The following is a 17,627-nucleotide window of genomic DNA, read 5'->3' as shown; positions in this document are numbered from 1 at the left end:
GATCACATGCTTGGATTAGGCCCCAAAGTGGCCGGACTTTCAATTGAAGCTGCCGGAATCCGTTATATTAGTTTTAAGAATAAACAGTCATGGGAAGTCCGTAAAAAACGGTTTCTCCCGCTCCTTCCAGGCATGATCATTGAGAATCAGGTGGCGGATAGCGAGGCGCTTTATGATCGGGTAAGGCAGTGGGTGAAGAAGGAAGGGTTAAGGGGAAGTAAGGTTTCTTTGTCCATTCCACCTTCGCAGATCATTATCCGTAAAATGAGTATTCCTAGTACCAATGACAAACAGGTAGAACAACTCGTGAAGCTGGAAGTGGAGACGGGATTGCATTTACCTTTTGAAAATCCTGTCTACGACTATGTAACGCTCGAAGTGGATGAGGAGCAAAGTCACCTGCTCGTATTTGCTGCTCCGCGAAAATCGATTCAGGATTACGTAGAAATTCTGGAGCGGGCGGGTCTTCGGATAAGCAGTGTCGAAATTTCGGCAACCGCCTTAGCGCGTGCTATAACCACTGGGCACGGGGAGAGCTTTGCGGAGACGATGCTGATTAATATGGAGCCATCGGTAATGGACATTTATATGTTCAGAAACGGGAATCCGGTCTTCATTCGTACGATAAACTTACTTGATCTACATAAAGGAAGAAATTTAGCGGGAATGGATCTTTTGACAGACAGTGAAACCTTGGCAGAAACAGCTGTCGCTGTAGAAGAACATTTATCACCCGAGCAAATGGTTGAAATCACTGCGGAAATCTCCCGTATGCTCAGCTTTTATCAATACAGCTTGCATGACGGTTCCACTCGTATCAACAATTTAGTGATTACGGGCACTCCCTCGATTCGTAAACAACTGGACCTGGAGCTCCAGCAGTCCCTAGCTGAACTTGAAATAACACCAATAAGTCTGGAACAGATGGCTAGTGCTGCTGTTTCTGACCCTGATCTAAATGATTACCGTGTAGCTGCCGGGACCGCTCTAAAAAATAGCATCAACACGGATACGATTGATCTATTGCCGAGAGAAGATCGGGAGACGTTGCTATTTCCTTATGTCACGATGGGGCTTGTAGCGATCTGGCTGCTGGGGATGATCGGAACGGGGATTTATTTTTCGGCCAATAAGGGTCAAATCTCTAACGGTAAAGAACAGCTGCAAGGCCTGCAGGATCGCAGTTTAATGCTCCAAGTAGAGCTCGCGAAGCTTAAGAACAGCGGACCTGGACAGCTAGATCGGAAAGCAGCCATCACAGTGCTTCAGGACAATAAGGTGATTGCAGTCCCTATCTTGGACGAATTAGTGGGAGGATTGCCTAAGGAGGCACTAATCCGTGATATTAACTATACCTACCGGACATCTATAGATCTGACTGTAAATGTATCCACTATGGAGGATGCTTCCAACTATTTAAGACAACTTCGCCAAATGTCTTTTACGACCGATGCCTCTATTCAAAAGCTTACTGAAGGAGCCGCAGATGCCATTTCATACAATACGTATACGGCTATTTATAAAGTGAACTTAGCAGCGGCTAAGCAGCAAAACAGTGATACGGATGCCAGCCAAGGGGAGGTGAGCAGCGATGGAACAGATCAATAAATATCGCTCTCCCATCGTACTAGGGGTGTTAATTCTATTCCTGATATTGTTTGCATTCTATATGCTGGGTGTTCAGCCGACTAATAAGGAAATTTCCGCACAGAGCAGCGAGATCAGTCAGTTGGAAAAGGAAGCAGAAGTCCTCCAAAACAAAATCAATGAGCTGAAGGGCAGCGGCAATGAGGGAGATCTAGAACAGAAGGAATTACTGGGGGAACTCCCAAAGGGCGATGACAGCGAAGGTCTGATTGTTGATTTACGGGAGGTTAGCACGTCCTCACAAGCGCGGCTAAAGGATCTTAGTTTTGTTTTGGATGAGGCTAATCCGATTCAGCAAATGACAGGTTCAGCTGAGGTGTCATTCCCGACGGTCAAACAGATCAAAATGACTGCAGTGGTGGAGGGGACATATTCGGGGATACGGCAATGGATGGATGAACTACAAGCCTTACCTCGTATTGTGAATGTAGACTCTTTCAATTTTCAGCAATCCTACGAGGATCGTACTAAGAACAATACGGAGAGTATTTTGACTGCTAACGTAGCTTTTATAGCGTATTTTGAGGCCACCGCAGCAGCATCCAATTAGGGTTCTTGTGCTACTTTATTTAACTATATTACTCCGCTTTTCCTGTGAATCAGGAGGGTGGAGTTTTTTTATATTCTCAAAAGAGTTGTAATACGTTTTCATTCCTCTGTTTATTGGGTATTTTAGCTTGCGGGGTGCATAAGCTGAAACAGTGGCGATCGCCTGTATTTTTTAGATGAAAGAGGAGGAACTTCAGATGAACAAAAAATGGATGCTTGGTTCGTTGGCCCTTTCCCTAGGCCTTTTATCAGCAGGTAGCGGAGTTATGGCAGCTTCATCATCAGTGGGAAGCTCGGCAATAAAAAATGTGGCTGTGATTGGCACAGGAAAAGAAGGCCCAGCTACCATAAACAATTTGACGGTAAAAAGTGTGGTTCCGCTTGTTGTACATGCCAGAGCAATCTATTTCTATACTAGCCGCGGGGGCAACTTTTTCCCGATGGAAACCTTCATGTATAAAGCGCAAGAGTACCGTTACCTTTCCAATGATATTGGGACAAAGGCGAAGCTGATGAATTACATAAAAAAAGCCTACACGCATAATGCAGCAGCTTATTATGTGCAGACCCAATTTTTGGAGCATGAAGGTAGAATGTCACAGGTGAATGCGGATCTTGGAAACTCATTAATGTTTGAAAAAGCCACCGCCCGAATGCTCTCCAAAACTGCAACAACCGCTGAATTTGACTTAACAGTTCCTTATTCGAGCGGGCAGGAAGGCAGTGAGTCAGTGTATGTGAAGCTGAAAAAGGTGAATGGATACTGGAGAATTGATACGTCACCGGATATTCTTTTTTGAGGAAGGTTTAGGGTAGAAGAGGAAAGGTAAAGAGGTTCTACGCTTGGGCGCGGATAAGGTCAGAGGTATATGCAACACCAGCGAATTTACCTTTGCGAGTGATAATGACACAATCATTTTTCATAGGATCTGGGCGGTTCATAGCGAGGCTCAATACCATATCGAGTGGAGTGGAAATATCAAGAATGAGCGGGGTTTTGTTCATAAGCTTCATGGCAGGTTCTCTGTAGAATAGATCTACTCCGGATCTTCCTGTAGCTTTCAAAAAGAAACGTTCGCTCATCAACATTCCTAGGGGTTCATTCATAGCATTGCAGACGACGATACATTTGGATTCTGGATGCTGAAACATGACGCGAAGGGCTTCTCTGCAAGTGCGTGAGGCAAAAATAGCAGGAGCACTGCGGACAATACCAGTAAGATCATTTACAAGAGCTGTTGTCATAGGATGTTCATCCTTTCTGATTATGGGTCTACTTCTAATGTACCCCTGAATCGTAAATTTCAAAGCCGGGTAACGTAAGCTACAGGTAAAATAGATGGCTGGAAAAAATAACCGATCAGACCTTAGGGGCTCTGACCGGTTATTTGTTGTTAGCTATTCACTGCGGACGCCGTCCTCCACCAGCTGCTTTCGGGGGACATCCGGGATTATGGATTTGCTCACGCCTCCACGATTAATGGCGATTAATCGTTTTTGTGCGTAATATACGTCGCGGGACAGTTTATTCACCTCAGTGGATTTACCGTCAACATACTTTGTAATGTAGGTTTCAACAATATATCCGGTTTTCCCATTTTGAATAACGCGTGAGCTGCCACGAGGCAGTGAAGAATCGTTTACGTATTTATCGACTGGAGGGAGCACCTCTACTGTTTTTGAATGAACTTTGTAAGTGACATTTTGCGGAAACGTGCCGAACAGCTTTATGGTCAGTGATTTACCCTGCACAGCTGCTTTAATTATGAGATATTTGCCAGTCGTATTGCGAAAACGAAAGTTGATATAACCTTCAGCGAATGTTGCGTCCTGACCTTTGGGCAAGTAGTTGACGGGCAAGGAATGATTACGGCGTTCCACAATTTCTAGCCCTATACGCAGTGCGGCATTGTAAAGAGTGCTCGACACTTGGCAGATCCCTCCACCAACACCTGCTTGCAGCTTGCCGTTCACAATCACCGGCGCTTCACGGAAGCCGTAATTTACCTTTGCTTTTTCTATAGCTTTTCCATAATCAAAGACGGCTCCAGGCGGGAGAATGGTTCCATCCACAGCTTTGGCAGCAGCTTCCACGTTGTAGCTTCGTCCAGGTCCACTTGCACCTAGAGAGGTGCTGAACTGCATTACTTTTCGCTCGATACCTTGTTCCTTTAATTTCTTTAAAGTTATGTCAGGCTGCAGAATTAACAAAGGGACCTCCATCGTGATTCCCTTCTCCAGCAGGGCATTCAGATGATTAAAGCTGGTGGGGGCAGCTGCTCCTAAGGAAGTCTCCAGAGCTGTCCAATCAACCTCCAGGGAAGTTTTCTCAGAAGTATATACGATTCGGTCATCGCCTGTAATTCGTCGTGTAGCGTCCACTGGTTCACCAAAGGACTCCTTCTCCCAAGTGGGACTTAGAATCTTTTGAAATTGTGCGATTTCAAGATGGGTTTCAAGCCTCCACAGCTGAGGAAAGTTATAGCGTGCCTTTACCCGCTCCCAAAGCGTTCCTTCGGCAAGCTCTTTTAAGCCCTGCTGAAAAGCAGAGGCTTCATAGCTCAATCCAGTCTTACTAAGAGTTAGGGGTAAATCTGCATTGCCTTCCACTTTTAGTACTAGAGGGACGGATTCGAGGGCATGTAGCCGTTTATCCAGCTGGGAGCGGACCTCGGTGAGGGTCATGCCTCCGACCTGCCAGCCGGCAAGGGTTGTACCCTTTGGAAGCGTGGTTTTGCTGCCATATAGATGAAGCCCTCCGTAAATACAGGAGCCGATAAGGACGAGTGCGATGACCACTATGAGGGCAGCATGGATTTTTTTCATGATAAATCTCCTTTTGGGGATTTGGATTGCGCTAAGCAGGCGCGGCCCTGTAACAGAACTTAAAGAACACTTCGTGGGATACCGATAATAAATTAGTAAGAAATAAGTAGTCTCTAATAAAGGGAGTTACGACATCTGATAACAGGCACCGCTAGGTGCTTTTTTATATGTATATGTCCAGTCACTACAAAACTTTCGAATAGTCGTGCAGTTACGGGGTACTCAATCAGTTACAGATTTGTTACAATAGATACATTGCGGAAATATTGAAGTTTATGGAAACTTGAGGTGGACAATGTCGATTCGCACAAGTGGAAAATGTCATAATTGGGAAGTGAGAAAATGATTGAAATGCAAGATGTATGGAAAACGTACCCTAACGGAACTCACGCACTGCAAGGAGTTTCAGTGAAAATCGACCGCAATGAATTCGTGTACGTTGTCGGCCCTTCCGGCGCGGGTAAATCTACTTTTATGAAATTGATTTATAGAGAAGAAGTGCCTACCAAAGGACAGATTTCGGTGGGAGGTTTCAATATAGGAAAGCTAAAACCACGCAAAATCCCTTATGTCCGCCGTAATATCGGCGTTGTATTTCAAGATTTTCGGCTTTTGCCCAGAATGACGGCATACGAGAATGTAGCTTTTGCTATGGAAGTTATTGAAGCACCGAAAAAAGTCATCAAGAAACGTGTGAATGAGGTTCTTGATTTGGTTGGGCTGAGAAGTAAAGCGAATCGTGAGCCCTCACAGCTTTCTGGTGGTGAGCAGCAACGGATCGCTATTGCACGGGCTATCGTCAACAATCCTTCTGTTATTATTGCGGACGAGCCTACAGGTAACTTAGACCCCGAGACTTCATGGGGCATTATGCAGCTGCTTGACGAGATTAATTTTCGTGGAACAACGATTGTAATGGCTACCCATAACAGAGATATTGTGAACAAAATGCGCAAACGGGTGCTTGCGATTGAGAATGGAAACATTGTCAGAGACCAAGCGAGAGGGGAATATGGTTATGAGTTTTAAAACCTTCTTGCGACATGTGCGGGAAGGCTTCAAAAGCGTATTCCGTAATGGCTGGATGTCGATCGCCTCAATCACTTCGATTGTTGTTTCTCTTTTTGTTCTAGGTGTATTTATTCTTCTTGTTCTTAACGTAAATTCTGTAGCTGATGAGGCAGACAGTCAGGTACAGATCAAAGTGCATCTAGCTTTGAATACAGATCAGAAGATGCGCGAGACCCTGCAGACTGAAATTGGCAATATGCCGGAGATCAGCAAGATTACGTTCATCTCCAAGGAACAGGGACTTAAAGATCTCCGCGCAGATATGGGCGAGGAGGCAGCAGAGCTTCTGGAAGGGTTCGATGAAGACAATAACCCGCTTCCAGATACCCTTCAGGTAGAAGTTATTGAACCTACTACCGTTGCTTTTGTGGCTGAGAAGATTCAAGCCCTTAACAAGACACATACCGAACAGCCTATCTACAAAGTGAAATATGGCAAAGGCTCGATAGAAACATTGTTTAAAATCACGCGTGCCGTACGCAACATTGGCTTTATTTTTGTAGCGGGGCTGGCACTTATGTCTATGTTCCTCATCTCCAATACTATTCGGGTAACGATTCTTGCCCGGCGTAAAGAGATTGGGATTATGAAGCTGGTAGGCGCGACAAATTATTTTATTCGTTGGCCTTTCTTTATAGAAGGGGCATTAATTGGACTCATTGGATCATTGATTACTTCGGGTGTTTTATATGCCGGCTACAAGGGTTTGGAATCTTCGATACAGGGAGATCCAATGCTCGGATTGCAGCTGATCCCTTTCAGTGATATTTGGCTGCTGCTCGTAGGTCTGTTAGTTGGACTAGGTGTGTTGATCGGCGTCTGGGGAAGTACGGTTTCTATTCGTAAGTTTTTGAAAGTTTAATTTAAGAGTGAAGGATGGGGAGTGCGAGTTGAAGAAGATTGCCGCCGGACTAGCCGTAATGTTACTAGCTGTCACTATATTCCAACCCTCTGATGGATATGCCAAAAAAACAAGTGTTGCCGAAATCGATAAGCAATTAAAGCAGTTGCAACAAGAGGTGCAGGAAGCTAAGGCGCAGCAAGAGAAAGCGGAGTCCCAAACGCAGGAAGCGCAGCACTATAAGAATAAGACAAATATCAATTTACAATATGTATTGCAGCAAGTGGATCAAGTTAAAGGCAAAATGACCGAAATCTCTAACAAAATTTCCGATACAGAAGAATCTCTTAATGTTACAGCAACCGAATTGGATGAAGCAGAGGCACGAGTGGCCTCAAGAGAAGAACTCTTAGGATCCCGTGTCCGGTTGATGTACACGGATGGAGCGGTATCTTACCTAGATGTTTTGCTCTCATCGACAAGCTTCTCTGATTTTCTGGGCCGCACCGATTCGCTTAAGATGATTGTGGATCAGGATCAGGAGCTGTTAGTCCAACACAAGCTGGACAAGCAGACAGTTGTAGAGAAAAAGCAGGAGCTTGAGGGGCAATATGCTCAAGCCAAGCAGTTATACACCTCCTTGGAAAATCAGAGAAGCCTGCTGAAAGAGAAGGAAGCGGAGAAGCAGGAGCTTATCGCATTTTATGATAAGCAGATTCAAGAAAGCGATGATCTAAGTGAAGAGCAGAACGAGAAGCTGGTTAAGCTGGCAAGCGAACGTTCTGCTTTGGAAACCCAGAAGGATAAGATTAAAGCTGAGGAAGCAGCGCGCAAAGCAGCAGCCGCCAAAGCAGAAGCGGCACGCCGGGCAGCAGCAGCTGCCAAGAAAGCCGCAGCCAGCAAGGCAAGCAGCAGTTCAAGCTCCAGCTCCTCAACCGCGTATGCTGGTGGAGATGGACCCTTCCTGCTCCCTGTAGGCTCGGCAAGAATCTCCTCCTCCTACGGACCACGGACACACCCTATTACGGGGGAGAAGGGGAAAGTACACACCGGGGTAGACTTTGCAGTTCCACAAGGAACCAATATTCATGCGGCTGATTCGGGAACGGTAATCGTAGCTGAATGGTATAGCGGTTATGGATATTGTGTAATTATTGATCATGGCGGCGGAGTTTGGACCCTCTACGGACATATCCGTAAAGGTGGTATCAAGGTTAGTCCTGGGGATAGAGTCAATCGTGGGGATGTGATTGCTGAATCCGGTTCTACAGGTAATTCGACGGGCCCCCATCTCCATTTTGAAGTTCGGATCGACGGCAAGACAGTAAATCCGATGCCTTATCTCTAATTTTTAAGAACTTATAACTCATATTATTTGAGCGTACGGCATATACTGGAAGAGATACCGTACCTTTCAGGACGGACTTATGGAGTTGTTTGCGAGATGGACAAGAAGGGACGGTGGGAACATCATGTTAAAAAAAAGCACAGCGGCGTTTATGATTATCGCCGCCCTACTATGCGGTAGTCTGGTGACCTTGGGCGTGACGGGTTATAGTCATGTTATTGGACAAGCTGCAGGAGAAGGACTGGCCTCAGCATTGCAGGTTACTGGCCTTCAGCAGAAGGAATCCCAGAAGCTTGGAACTGCTCTCAGTCTGATTGAGAGCAATTACTACGAGACAGTAGATCGGGAGAAGCTGATAGACGGTGCTGTCAACGGTATGATGGAAGCGCTGGGCGATCCTTATTCCAACTATATGGGCAAAGAAACAGCTGAGAAATTCGAAGAAAGCATTGAGGGTTCCTTTTCAGGTATCGGTGCGGAGGTCTCTTCGGATAATGGCAAGGTAGTCGTGGTCTCTCCGATCAAGGGCTCACCTGCTGAGAAAGCTGGGATTCAGGCCAAAGATGTTATTCTGTCCGTTAACGGTGAATCGCTGGAAGGCATGGAGCTGAATGCAGCTGTTGCCAAGATTCGCGGTCCTAAGGGCAGTGAGGCCACTTTGAAAATACAACGTTCCGGCTCTGTAGAGCCACTCGAATTTGTTCTTACCCGGGATGATGTGAAGCTTGAAACAGTCTACGCTACCATGGAAAAGGACAATGTGGGTGTAATCGAGGTTACGCAGTTCTCCCTGAATACCGCAGAACGATTCAAGGAAGAGCTGGAGAAGCTGGAGAAGCAAGGCATGAAGGGACTTGTTATTGACGTCCGTAATGATCCAGGTGGTGTTCTTCCGATTGTTATTGAAATGGCAGAGCAATTCGTTCCAGCTGGCAAATCTATAGTGCAAATAGAATATAAAGACAAAAAACGCGAAGTTAGTACCTCAAAAGGATCGAGTAAAGCTTATCCAGTGGTCGTGCTGATGAATAAAGGTAGCGCAAGTGCTTCGGAAATATTGGCGGGTGCTTTGCAGCAGTCGGCAGGAGCTAAGCTAATCGGTGACAATTCTTTCGGTAAAGGTACCGTGCAGACGAGCTTTGATAAACAGCTTGGAGACGGCAGCTTGCTGAAAGTTACCATTGCCAAATGGCTTACGCCAGACGGCACATGGATCCACGGTAAGGGCATTAAACCGGATATCGCGGTAGCGCAGCCGGATTACTTCTCGGTGGCTCCGATTAACAAGAGCGTGGCGCTGCAATATAATATGAACAACGCTGATGTGAAGAGTGCACAGACGATGCTGGACGGTTTGGGTTATAAGCCTGGACGTAAAGATGGCTATTTCGATGCTGGCACTAAGGACGCAGTGAAGAAGTTCCAAAGTACAGCAAAGCTCCAAGTCACAGGCATAATTGACGCCAAGACAGCCGAGGCGCTGGAAGCGGCGCTGATCAAGGTCATTCAAGACCCTGTTCACGACAACCAACGGAATAAAGGGATTGCTGAGATTCAGAAGGAAATTAAGGCGGCAGCGTCGAAAAAGTAAGAAGGCTGAATTCAGCCTTCTTTTTTTCTTTTAGATAAGAAAATGCCAACCGACGTAGAGGAATTAGAATATATACAAATCAGTCATCGGACGAAAAGGAGTGTGACGAACAGTTTGAATGTGATTCAGGAACTGTTAGGAAGCTTGGGCACTGCGTTCTTACACTTATTGATCCAGCCGTATTACTACATTGCTATTATATTTATTGCGTTATATTACCGTAGGCAGGTGGCATTAGAACGAAAGCTGATACATGTGAAATTACATAGCTGGGGTCAGGAAACGTGGCGGACGGTATGGAGTGGTCTAGTCATGGGTTTGGTCGTCTCTATAGCAGCCGTTCTGCTAGGAATATCATTATCAGGTACCGCTGTAGCCTGCATTTGGGTAGTTAGTCTCGTGTTGTCGCTACTGCGTGTACGGTATTTGTGCTTCGCGTATTCTATAGGGTTGTTAGGTATCATACAATTTGTAATTTCTTTCTTTCCAGATACTTTAGATAGTGGAACGGTAGGGAATATTACCACCGCCATACGGGAGATGGATATTCCTGCTTTGCTAGTGTTAGCTGCGCTGCTGCACATGGCGGAGGCACTGCTGGCCCGCAGACAAGGGGCCAAGCTTGCAACGCCGCTCTTCCTGAAGGGAAAGCGCGGCATGGTCGTCGGCGGCTATCAGCTGCAGGCCTTCTGGCCGCTGCCGCTGTTCCTGCTGCTCCCATCGGGAGCAGGAACGGATTTGCCATGGCACTCGCTGCTCGGCGGCAGCCTTGGCATCGTCTCTTTGCCCGTCATCATCGGCTTCAGCGAGATGACGCAGGGCATGCTGCCCGGGCGCAAGGCGGCCCGCACTGCAGGACGGCTGCTGATCTACAGCATCGTCCTGCTCGGCTTAAGCCTGCTTGCCGCTTGGTGGAGCCCGCTGACTCTGGTCGCGGCGCTCGCAGCCATTGTGCTGCACGAAGGGTTAAGCTGGTACAGCGCTCTGGAAGAGCGCAGCATCAGCCCCATCTTCGTGCATCCACCGCGCGGCCGCAAAGTGCTGGCCGTGCTGCCGGGCAGTCCCGGTCAGGAGCTGGGCATCCTGCCCGGCGAGATCTTACTGAAGGTCAACGGGGTCCTGTTGACCGATGCGGCGCAGCTACATGAGGCGCTGCGCATGAATCCAGCGTTCTGCAAGCTGGAGGTGCTGAACCGTGAAGGGGAGAGCAAATACCTTCAAAGTCCAATCTATGATGGGGATCACCATCAGCTCGGCATTATTTTGGTGCCGGAGACGGATGGGATGATTACCGCTGAGGCGAAGCCTTCCAGCATCTACAGCATCATCGGGATGAAGACAGGCATACGCAGCCGGAACCTTCCGGACGGCCAACTTAAACGAAAAAAAACCACTGAAGCCAAGCAGGAATCAGCGGAAGGATAACTAGAAGATGCCCCATAGGCCATGAAATGGTGAATGGGGCATCTTTGTTTTTGATTAGATGGTAGTTTCGCGTGCGAGAAGTTGCTATCGGACCCATTTGCCCCTAATCGCAGCATTTTCGCTTTTTTAGAATGGTAACGGACCCCAAAGCCACTATTGGCATTAAAAACACCCCAAATGAGCCTCTTTCTGAGGAATAACGTCGCTGGGGTCCGAAACTCTGCTCAAACGCCGATAAAATTGTAAATAGCGTCGCTGGAGTCCGAGCCCGCCCAAGGAGTAGCGTCGCTGAACTCCGAACCCGCGCCCAAGGAGTAGTGTCACTGAAGTCCGTAAGCCCCCTCGGCTGACTATCAGGGGTCATACATAAGAAACTAACTTTGGCAATGGCCTATTCATATGCTGTATGCTACTAGTTCAACCCCGCATGTTCTTCAAATAAAAAATAGCAATTTGCGTACGATCGCGGAGCTCTAATTTGCTTAATATATCCGTTATGTAATTTTTGACGGTACCTTCGCTTAAAAAAAGCTGTCCGGCGATTTCTTTGTTGCTATGCCCCTCAGCGATAGAAGCCACTACAGCCAGCTCTGTTTTGGTCAATCCGAACGATTCCAGTGGCTGTACCTGTGGCAATTCTTGCCGTGCCGTAGGCTGCAGAAAGGTTGCCAGCTTACGGGCGATATCAGGGTGGATAAGCATGTTCCCATCAAAAACCGTTTTAATGCCCTGGATGATCCGGTCTGGCGGTATGTTTTTGAGCAAATATCCACTAGCTCCGTTACGCAGTGCTTCAATGATATATTCATCGTCATCGAAAGTGGTCAGCATCAATATCGCAATTTGCGGAAAAGCCTGCTTAATCTTCTCCGTTCCTTCAACGCCACCGCAGCCGGGCATGCGGATATCCATCAGAGCTACATCGGTCTTTAATCCTTTTTGAAGTAATTCCAAGGCCTCGTTACCTTCACAAGCTGCTCCGACAACTTCAATACCTGGGTCCATACCTAGCAATACTTGCAGACTTTGGCGAATAAAGGGGTCGTCATCAACAATCAACACTTTAATCATTAGCATGGCTCCTTTCGTTATACAATCTCATCCTGCTTATAAATGGGCAGCCGCGTAATGACTGTAAAATGTGGTTCCTGCCTCAGTTCGAGTGTTCCACCGATTAAATGCGTTCGCTCGTACATTCCTTTCATTCCGTCCCCACCACGCCCCAATAATTTGCTGAGTTTCTCTCCTTCGGGAAGCGCTCCATTGTTGCTAACATCCATAGTGATTCCTGCTTGCGCGTAGTCAATTTTGATCCGGATGGACGTTGCTTTTCCATGCCGCAAGGCGTTGGTTATAGCTTCACGGGCGTTTTTGTACAGGATTACTTGAATACTAGGATAGAGTGGATAAGGTATGCCCTGTACTTGGTATGAGGTCTCGATCCCCGTCTCACGTCCAATTTCTTCGAGCAGCCGGTCTAACGCATAAGCTCCCTCAAGCTTCGGAGTGTAGTTGATACGTTTAACTGCGGACCGCATATCGTCCATGCTGGCCGACAGCTGGTCACGAATCAATTCCATCATTTGCATTCCGCTCTCGGGAGAGGTGGGCAAGGTCTGGAGGGCGGCCTCCATCATCATTTTAATCCGGATTAGCCGGTGGCCGATATCGTCATGGAGCTGGCGTGAGATTCGGACGCGCTCTTTGGACTGGGCAGACTCTTCTACTTGCGTGCTGAACTCCAGCAGGCGGTTGCGAGCTTCATCGAGCTCGAAATGCTTTTTGCGCAACTCATCATATAGAAGAAGAGTGTCTTCGCGCCGCTTGCCAGCTTTTAATAATAGCTTATTTAGGTAGGCAGTGAGCAGAAATGAAAAGTTAATGTAAGTCACTACGAGCGATGGAGAATTCTGGAGTGCAACGTTCAAAGCTATCAGATGTACACCTGTGAACACGTAAGGCACTGCTTTAGGCTGGAGTCTAGAATAATAAAGCAGTGCTGATATAGCGGGGAAAATCATCATGCTGCCATATTGATAACATAACCAGGCCGTGAACAAGATTTCAATGATACTAATCAAAGCATGAATGGATCTAGGGAGCTTTGGCACCATGACCACAAGGAATAGAAGCATCAGGATATGCAGCGTGAAGATTCCATAATCGTTATATTGATAGACATAAATAGTAATAAACGCAGGGATTAAGATGAGTCCGTAACGCAATAAATTTAGCTCTCTGGGCACGCCTTAGTCATCCTTTATGTTTTTTAATAATCTTAGCATATTATCCCACTACTTCAGGAGATGACTTTAGTCACCTTCAAAAAATGACCTTTCGTACATCCGTAAAAATTCAACCTAGAATAAAATTGAAAATATAGAAGCACACACGACAGGGGAGATAAGAGATGGCAATCGCGGTGTTGACCGATGTGGTGAAACGGTATGAGAACAAATTAACGGTAGATCATGTGAATGTTACGATCCAAGCAGGAGAGATCTTTGGTCTGCTGGGGCCGAATGGGGCGGGCAAAAGTACAACTATAAGTATGATTTGCGGCCTGCTAAAGATTGATAGTGGAGACATTGTTATTGATGGGTTATCAGTCTCTTCGTATGCACTGGAGGTTAAGAAAAAGATCGGCTTAGTTCCGCAGGATTTGGCTTTGTACAATACAATGACAGCAGCTGAAAATGTAACTTTTTTCGGAAGATTGTATGGTTTGCGGGGAAAATTGCTGAAAGAGCGGGTGGCGGAAGCTCTTGCTTTCACAGGACTTAGTGACCGGGCCAAAGAAAAACCAGCCACCTTCTCCGGAGGGATGAAGAGACGTTTGAATATCGCCTGTGCCATCATGCATCATCCAAAGCTGATTATTATGGATGAGCCGACCGTAGGGATTGATCCGCAGTCTCGTAATCATATCCTTGAGTCGGTCAAAGAGCTCAATCGGCTTGGCTCAACCGTCATCTACACTAGTCATTATATGGAAGAGGTTGCAGCCATTTGTGATCGGGTAGCGATTATGGATAAGGGACATATCATTGCTTGTGGTACGGAAAAGGAGCTGCGGGAACGGGTTTCTAAGGAAGAAAAAATAGTGGTCAAAGCAACGAACATCACCCCGGAGCTAATCAATGAGCTTAGTCTACACCCGCGGATCACGAGAGTGGAAAGTAAAGAGGGAACGGTAGAAATGTATCTTCCCTCCTCACAGGATGAGCTGCAGGATATCTTATTTATTTTTGCTAAACATGAAGGGGTTATTGGTTCTTTGAATATAGAGGAGCCGGATCTGGAGACATTATTCCTTAGTTTGACAGGACGGACATTGCGCGATTAAAGGAGGGAGAGAACGCTTTGAGAAATATTTGGACAATTATGATTTATGAGCTTCGCAGGCTGTTTATTTCACGCTCAATCATCATTAATATGTTTCTGCTACCGCTGCTTTTGATCTTTCTGCTGGGTGCCTCCCTTTCCAGTGTAATCGGTGATAAGGCAGCGTCTGAGATTGATCCAGTACGTGTTGGTATAGTTAATCTTTCTGGAGAAGGATATGAAAGCTCGGCGATGATAGATAGCTTTTTGAAGACGCCGGAGCTTAAGGATATCATCATTCCGGTCAAAGTAGGGAGCCGAGAGACAGCGGAAAGCGGCTTGCGTACCGGAAAATATGGTTATGCGGTTATTGTTCCTCCAGGCTTCGATAAAAAAGTACAAAGCGGTGATACTGCACAGCTAGAGTTTATTCTGGGTAAAGATCGGACAGATAATATGGTTGCGGGGACGGTATTCGATAACTTTTTGAACAATATTAACTATAAGCAGTCCGTAGCTATGACGCTGGGTCCAGAAGCTTTGACCGTTACTGCACCAAGTTCGGGGGAGCAGCCTTCTGTTAAGGTTGGGGCGCTCAGTGAAGGTGGCCGATCCTATACAGCCTCCCAATTCTATGCGGTATCCATGATGCTGATGTTTCTGCTATATAGCGGTTTGACCGTCAGTACCTCTCTTTTTAATGAAAAAGAAAATCATACCCTCTTCCGAATAACTTCAATGCCGGTAAAAGGTTCTGAGCTGTTTATTGGTAAAATGTTAGGTGTAGGGGTTGTAAGTGTAGTGCAGTGTGCAGCGATTATTATCCTGACTCACTTGTTGTTTGGCGTAAATTGGGGCAATCGTCCGGGCTTGCTGCTGCTCTTCTGTCTCTTAATGATCATTGCTTCCATGACGTTATCGATTGTCATTTCAATGTTTAGCAAAACTAAAGCAAGTGCAGGAAGTATTATTAATGTTATCACTGTGGTCATGACCTTTATTAGTGGAGGGATGGCTCCACTTCCGGAATCATGGGTGAACTCCGTCGGGGCATTTACCCTGAATCACTGGGTGCTACAAGCTGTTCTAAAAATGATGCTGCATGCAGAGGTCTCAGAGATTTTGCCGAATCTGCTGGTCATGTCGATCATCTGTCTAGTTCTATTCAGTGGAGCGGTTATCTCGTACCGGAAGGTAGGTTACCATGGATAAGATCTTAACGATTGCTTGGAATATGGTGAAAAGAACGATCGGTTCTCGGAATGGGCTGCTTACGTATATTCTTCTGCCCTGTATTGTCGTGTCGGTGATAGTAGCAATTAGTGGAAGTATGGGTGAAAGACCGGCTACTATTTTATATTCGAATATGGATGATGGTGCAGCAGGTAAACATTTGCTTACCGAGCTGGAGAATACCGGTGATTATAAGCTTGTTGAGAAGACAGATGAGGCTAATTTGAGGGAGAGTATTATCGATCAGAACGGAGAAGCCGGTGTTTTGATACCGCAAAACTTCACCTCCGCACTGCTTGCTGGAGAAGAGCCGCAAATTAGTGTGTATGAGCTTAAGGCTACCGAAACATCAATTATGGTAAAAATGAAAATCAGTGTAATTGCTGATGAAATGCGAAACACTGCTGGACTAATTGGAGCAGCTCGGGCTGAGGCTACTGGCTCGGACTCACAGTTTGCTGCCGTAATGCAGAGAGCAGAGCAACATAGTGTAGGCAGTATAAGAACAGATTATGATTTATATCCAAAAGAGGGCTTAAGCATCGTCACAGGATTTACTTTGATGTTCTTAATGGGGCTGGTTACAAGTTCAGTGTCACTTATTATGGATGATCGAAGAGAACGAACGATGAAACGTATGTTCAGTGCCCCGGTTCGTTCGTATGAGATTGCCCTCGGTAATTTTCTGGGAAGCTTCATCGTTGGGTTAATTCAAATCGTTGTAGTACTTGCCTTGGGCCGTTATGTACTGCAGTTTGACTTTGGATTACCGCTCTACTTGTATTTCTTGGTTCTTGCAGCATTTATGCTAGTTTCCATGGGTTTAGCCAGTACGGTAGCAGGTCTGATTCGCAATCCTAATAATACTGGCATGCTTAATTCGCTGATCCTGACCCCGACCTGTATGCTTGGAGGCTGCTTCTGGCCGTTATCCATTATGCCGGACTATATGCAGAAGGCAGCTAATTTTGTACCGCAAAAATGGGCGATCCAAGCGATCCATATCGCTGCTACAGGTGGGGGCTGGAATGAATTATGGCTGCCCTTTGCCATCTTGGGCCTTATGGCCGCCGTGCTGCTGGCGATTGGTTCTGCTATTCTTCGCCCGAGTGAAGCCGGAATTAACGCTTAAGAAATTTCCAGAGAATATAGATATGCATAGCTTGGACTACTCTATTCAGGTACAATAATAGGTATCAAATGTCCCTAGTTCTTAATATGTGCAAAAGAGGGGATTTCTAGGAGGATGAGCAGATGAGCAGCAATAAATTGGCTTGGACATGGCGGGTGAAGGAAGAATGTTTAGAGGAGTATGTAGCTATGCATTTAAATCCTTGGCCAGAAATTTTGGAGGAGCACAGTAAGGCTGGTATTTCTAACTATTCCATCTTTCAGAATGGCAATCAATTTTTTTACTGTTATGAGTGTGAGGATAGTAAGGCGGCTTTTGATTACATTGCCAAAAGTGATGCCTGCAACCGCTGGAATGCGATTACCTCTAAGATGGTTGAAGGGTCATTTGATTTCAATGATGAGGTGCCTATGCAGCCCTTACGTGAAGTGTTCTATCTGAAATAAGCAATTGCATTCTAGAACAAATCAAATGTGCATAATTATATTATCGGCGCATCTGGTTTACAGTTATTTTAAATATAGGTATAATATAATTTATAAAGTTAAATTGAATAATTATTTGTTTTTTGGAGGAGCCTGTCAACAAGGGCTCCTCTTTGTCTTTTTTTGGCTTGGAGAAGCTCCTGGTTGGCAGTTCT

16 protein-coding genes are annotated in these 17,627 nt (G+C 46.1%); 12 read left to right on the top strand and 4 right to left on the bottom strand.

Translation table 11 applies throughout. The features are described 5' to 3' along the window. The first annotated feature begins 6 nt into the window (after nt 1-6). From pilM to NYE72_RS28245, 3 genes are all read left to right on the top strand, one after another. Entirely contained in the window at nt 7-1,608 is a 1,602-nt protein-coding gene (gene pilM, locus NYE72_RS28255) for a pilus assembly protein PilM (RefSeq protein ID WP_339210925.1), read from the top strand. Further along, nucleotides 1,592-2,197, top strand: coding sequence for a type 4a pilus biogenesis protein PilO (gene pilO / locus NYE72_RS28250; protein WP_339210923.1), 606 nt, complete (start codon nt 1,592-1,594; stop codon nt 2,195-2,197). Before pilM ends, pilO begins: the two co-directional genes overlap by 17 nt. A 196-nt stretch (nt 2,198-2,393) precedes the next feature. Beyond that, on the top strand, nt 2,394-2,996 hold the full coding sequence (locus NYE72_RS28245; protein ID WP_051491029.1) for a DL-endopeptidase inhibitor IseA family protein: 603 nt from the start codon (nt 2,394-2,396) through the stop codon (nt 2,994-2,996). Between the two features lie 37 nt (nt 2,997-3,033). Here NYE72_RS28245 and NYE72_RS28240 read toward each other — a convergent pair whose 3' ends face one another. Further along, nucleotides 3,034-3,441: a CBS domain-containing protein gene (locus tag NYE72_RS28240; protein WP_076182146.1), complete on the bottom strand. Its 408-nt coding sequence runs from the start codon at nt 3,439-3,441 to the stop codon at nt 3,034-3,036. Nucleotides 3,442-3,594: 153 nt separating this feature from the next. Continuing rightward, entirely contained in the window at nt 3,595-5,022 is a 1,428-nt protein-coding gene (locus NYE72_RS28235; RefSeq protein ID WP_339210922.1) for a VanW family protein, read from the bottom strand. Between the two features lie 342 nt (nt 5,023-5,364). Here NYE72_RS28235 and ftsE point away from each other — a divergent pair, with 342 nt between their 5' ends. From ftsE to NYE72_RS28210, 5 genes are all read left to right on the top strand, one after another. Continuing rightward, on the top strand, nt 5,365-6,051 hold the full coding sequence (gene ftsE, locus NYE72_RS28230; RefSeq protein WP_036678556.1) for a cell division ATP-binding protein FtsE: 687 nt from the start codon (nt 5,365-5,367) through the stop codon (nt 6,049-6,051). Continuing rightward, nucleotides 6,041-6,955, top strand: a complete 915-nt coding sequence (ftsX, locus tag NYE72_RS28225) for a permease-like cell division protein FtsX (protein WP_076123828.1) — start codon at nt 6,041-6,043, stop codon at nt 6,953-6,955. The genes ftsE and ftsX overlap by 11 nt, the downstream gene beginning before the upstream one ends. Nucleotides 6,956-6,983: 28 nt before the next feature. Then, nucleotides 6,984-8,282 carry a peptidoglycan DD-metalloendopeptidase family protein gene (locus NYE72_RS28220; protein ID WP_076123826.1) on the top strand — a complete coding sequence of 433 codons (1,299 nt, stop codon included), beginning with the start codon at nt 6,984-6,986 and terminating at the stop codon, nt 8,280-8,282. A gap of 124 nt (nt 8,283-8,406) precedes the next feature. Then, nucleotides 8,407-9,873, top strand: a complete 1,467-nt coding sequence (locus NYE72_RS28215) for a S41 family peptidase (RefSeq protein WP_076123824.1) — start codon at nt 8,407-8,409, stop codon at nt 9,871-9,873. A 540-nt stretch (nt 9,874-10,413) separates the two neighbouring features. Beyond that, nucleotides 10,414-11,298: a PDZ domain-containing protein gene (locus NYE72_RS28210; RefSeq protein WP_244886400.1), complete on the top strand. Its 885-nt coding sequence runs from the start codon at nt 10,414-10,416 to the stop codon at nt 11,296-11,298. Between the two features lie 417 nt (nt 11,299-11,715). Here NYE72_RS28210 and NYE72_RS28205 read toward each other — a convergent pair whose 3' ends face one another. Together NYE72_RS28205 and NYE72_RS28200 are read right to left on the bottom strand one after the other, a co-directional pair. Further along, entirely contained in the window at nt 11,716-12,369 is a 654-nt protein-coding gene (locus NYE72_RS28205) for a response regulator transcription factor (protein WP_036678566.1), read from the bottom strand. Nucleotides 12,370-12,386: 17 nt separating this feature from the next. After that, nucleotides 12,387-13,544, bottom strand: coding sequence for a sensor histidine kinase (locus NYE72_RS28200; RefSeq protein ID WP_076179810.1), 1,158 nt, complete (start codon nt 13,542-13,544; stop codon nt 12,387-12,389). Nucleotides 13,545-13,708: 164 nt separating this feature from the next. Here NYE72_RS28200 and NYE72_RS28195 point away from each other — a divergent pair, with 164 nt between their 5' ends. The 4 genes from NYE72_RS28195 (at nt 13,709) to NYE72_RS28180 (ending at nt 17,433) form a co-directional block, all read left to right on the top strand. Next, a complete protein-coding gene (locus NYE72_RS28195; protein WP_076179811.1) occupies nt 13,709-14,644 on the top strand; it encodes an ABC transporter ATP-binding protein in 936 nt (311 codons plus the stop codon). A gap of 17 nt (nt 14,645-14,661) precedes the next feature. Beyond that, a complete protein-coding gene (locus NYE72_RS28190) occupies nt 14,662-15,834 on the top strand; it encodes an ABC transporter permease (protein WP_051491030.1) in 1,173 nt (390 codons plus the stop codon). After that, entirely contained in the window at nt 15,827-16,987 is a 1,161-nt protein-coding gene (locus tag NYE72_RS28185; protein WP_076179812.1) for an ABC transporter permease, read from the top strand. Before NYE72_RS28190 ends, NYE72_RS28185 begins: the two co-directional genes overlap by 8 nt. 122 nt (nt 16,988-17,109) lie before the next feature. After that, a complete protein-coding gene (locus tag NYE72_RS28180; protein ID WP_038573529.1) occupies nt 17,110-17,433 on the top strand; it encodes an L-rhamnose mutarotase in 324 nt (107 codons plus the stop codon). Nucleotides 17,434-17,627: the final 194 nt, after the last annotated feature.

It is taken from the genome of Paenibacillus sp. FSL L8-0333 (assembly GCF_037965665.1).
Classification (GTDB): Bacteria; Bacillota; Bacilli; order Paenibacillales; family Paenibacillaceae; genus Paenibacillus_AQ; species Paenibacillus_AQ odorifer.
The sequence above is the reverse complement of the archived record's forward strand: the minus strand, read 5'-3'. Positions and strand labels throughout refer to the sequence as shown.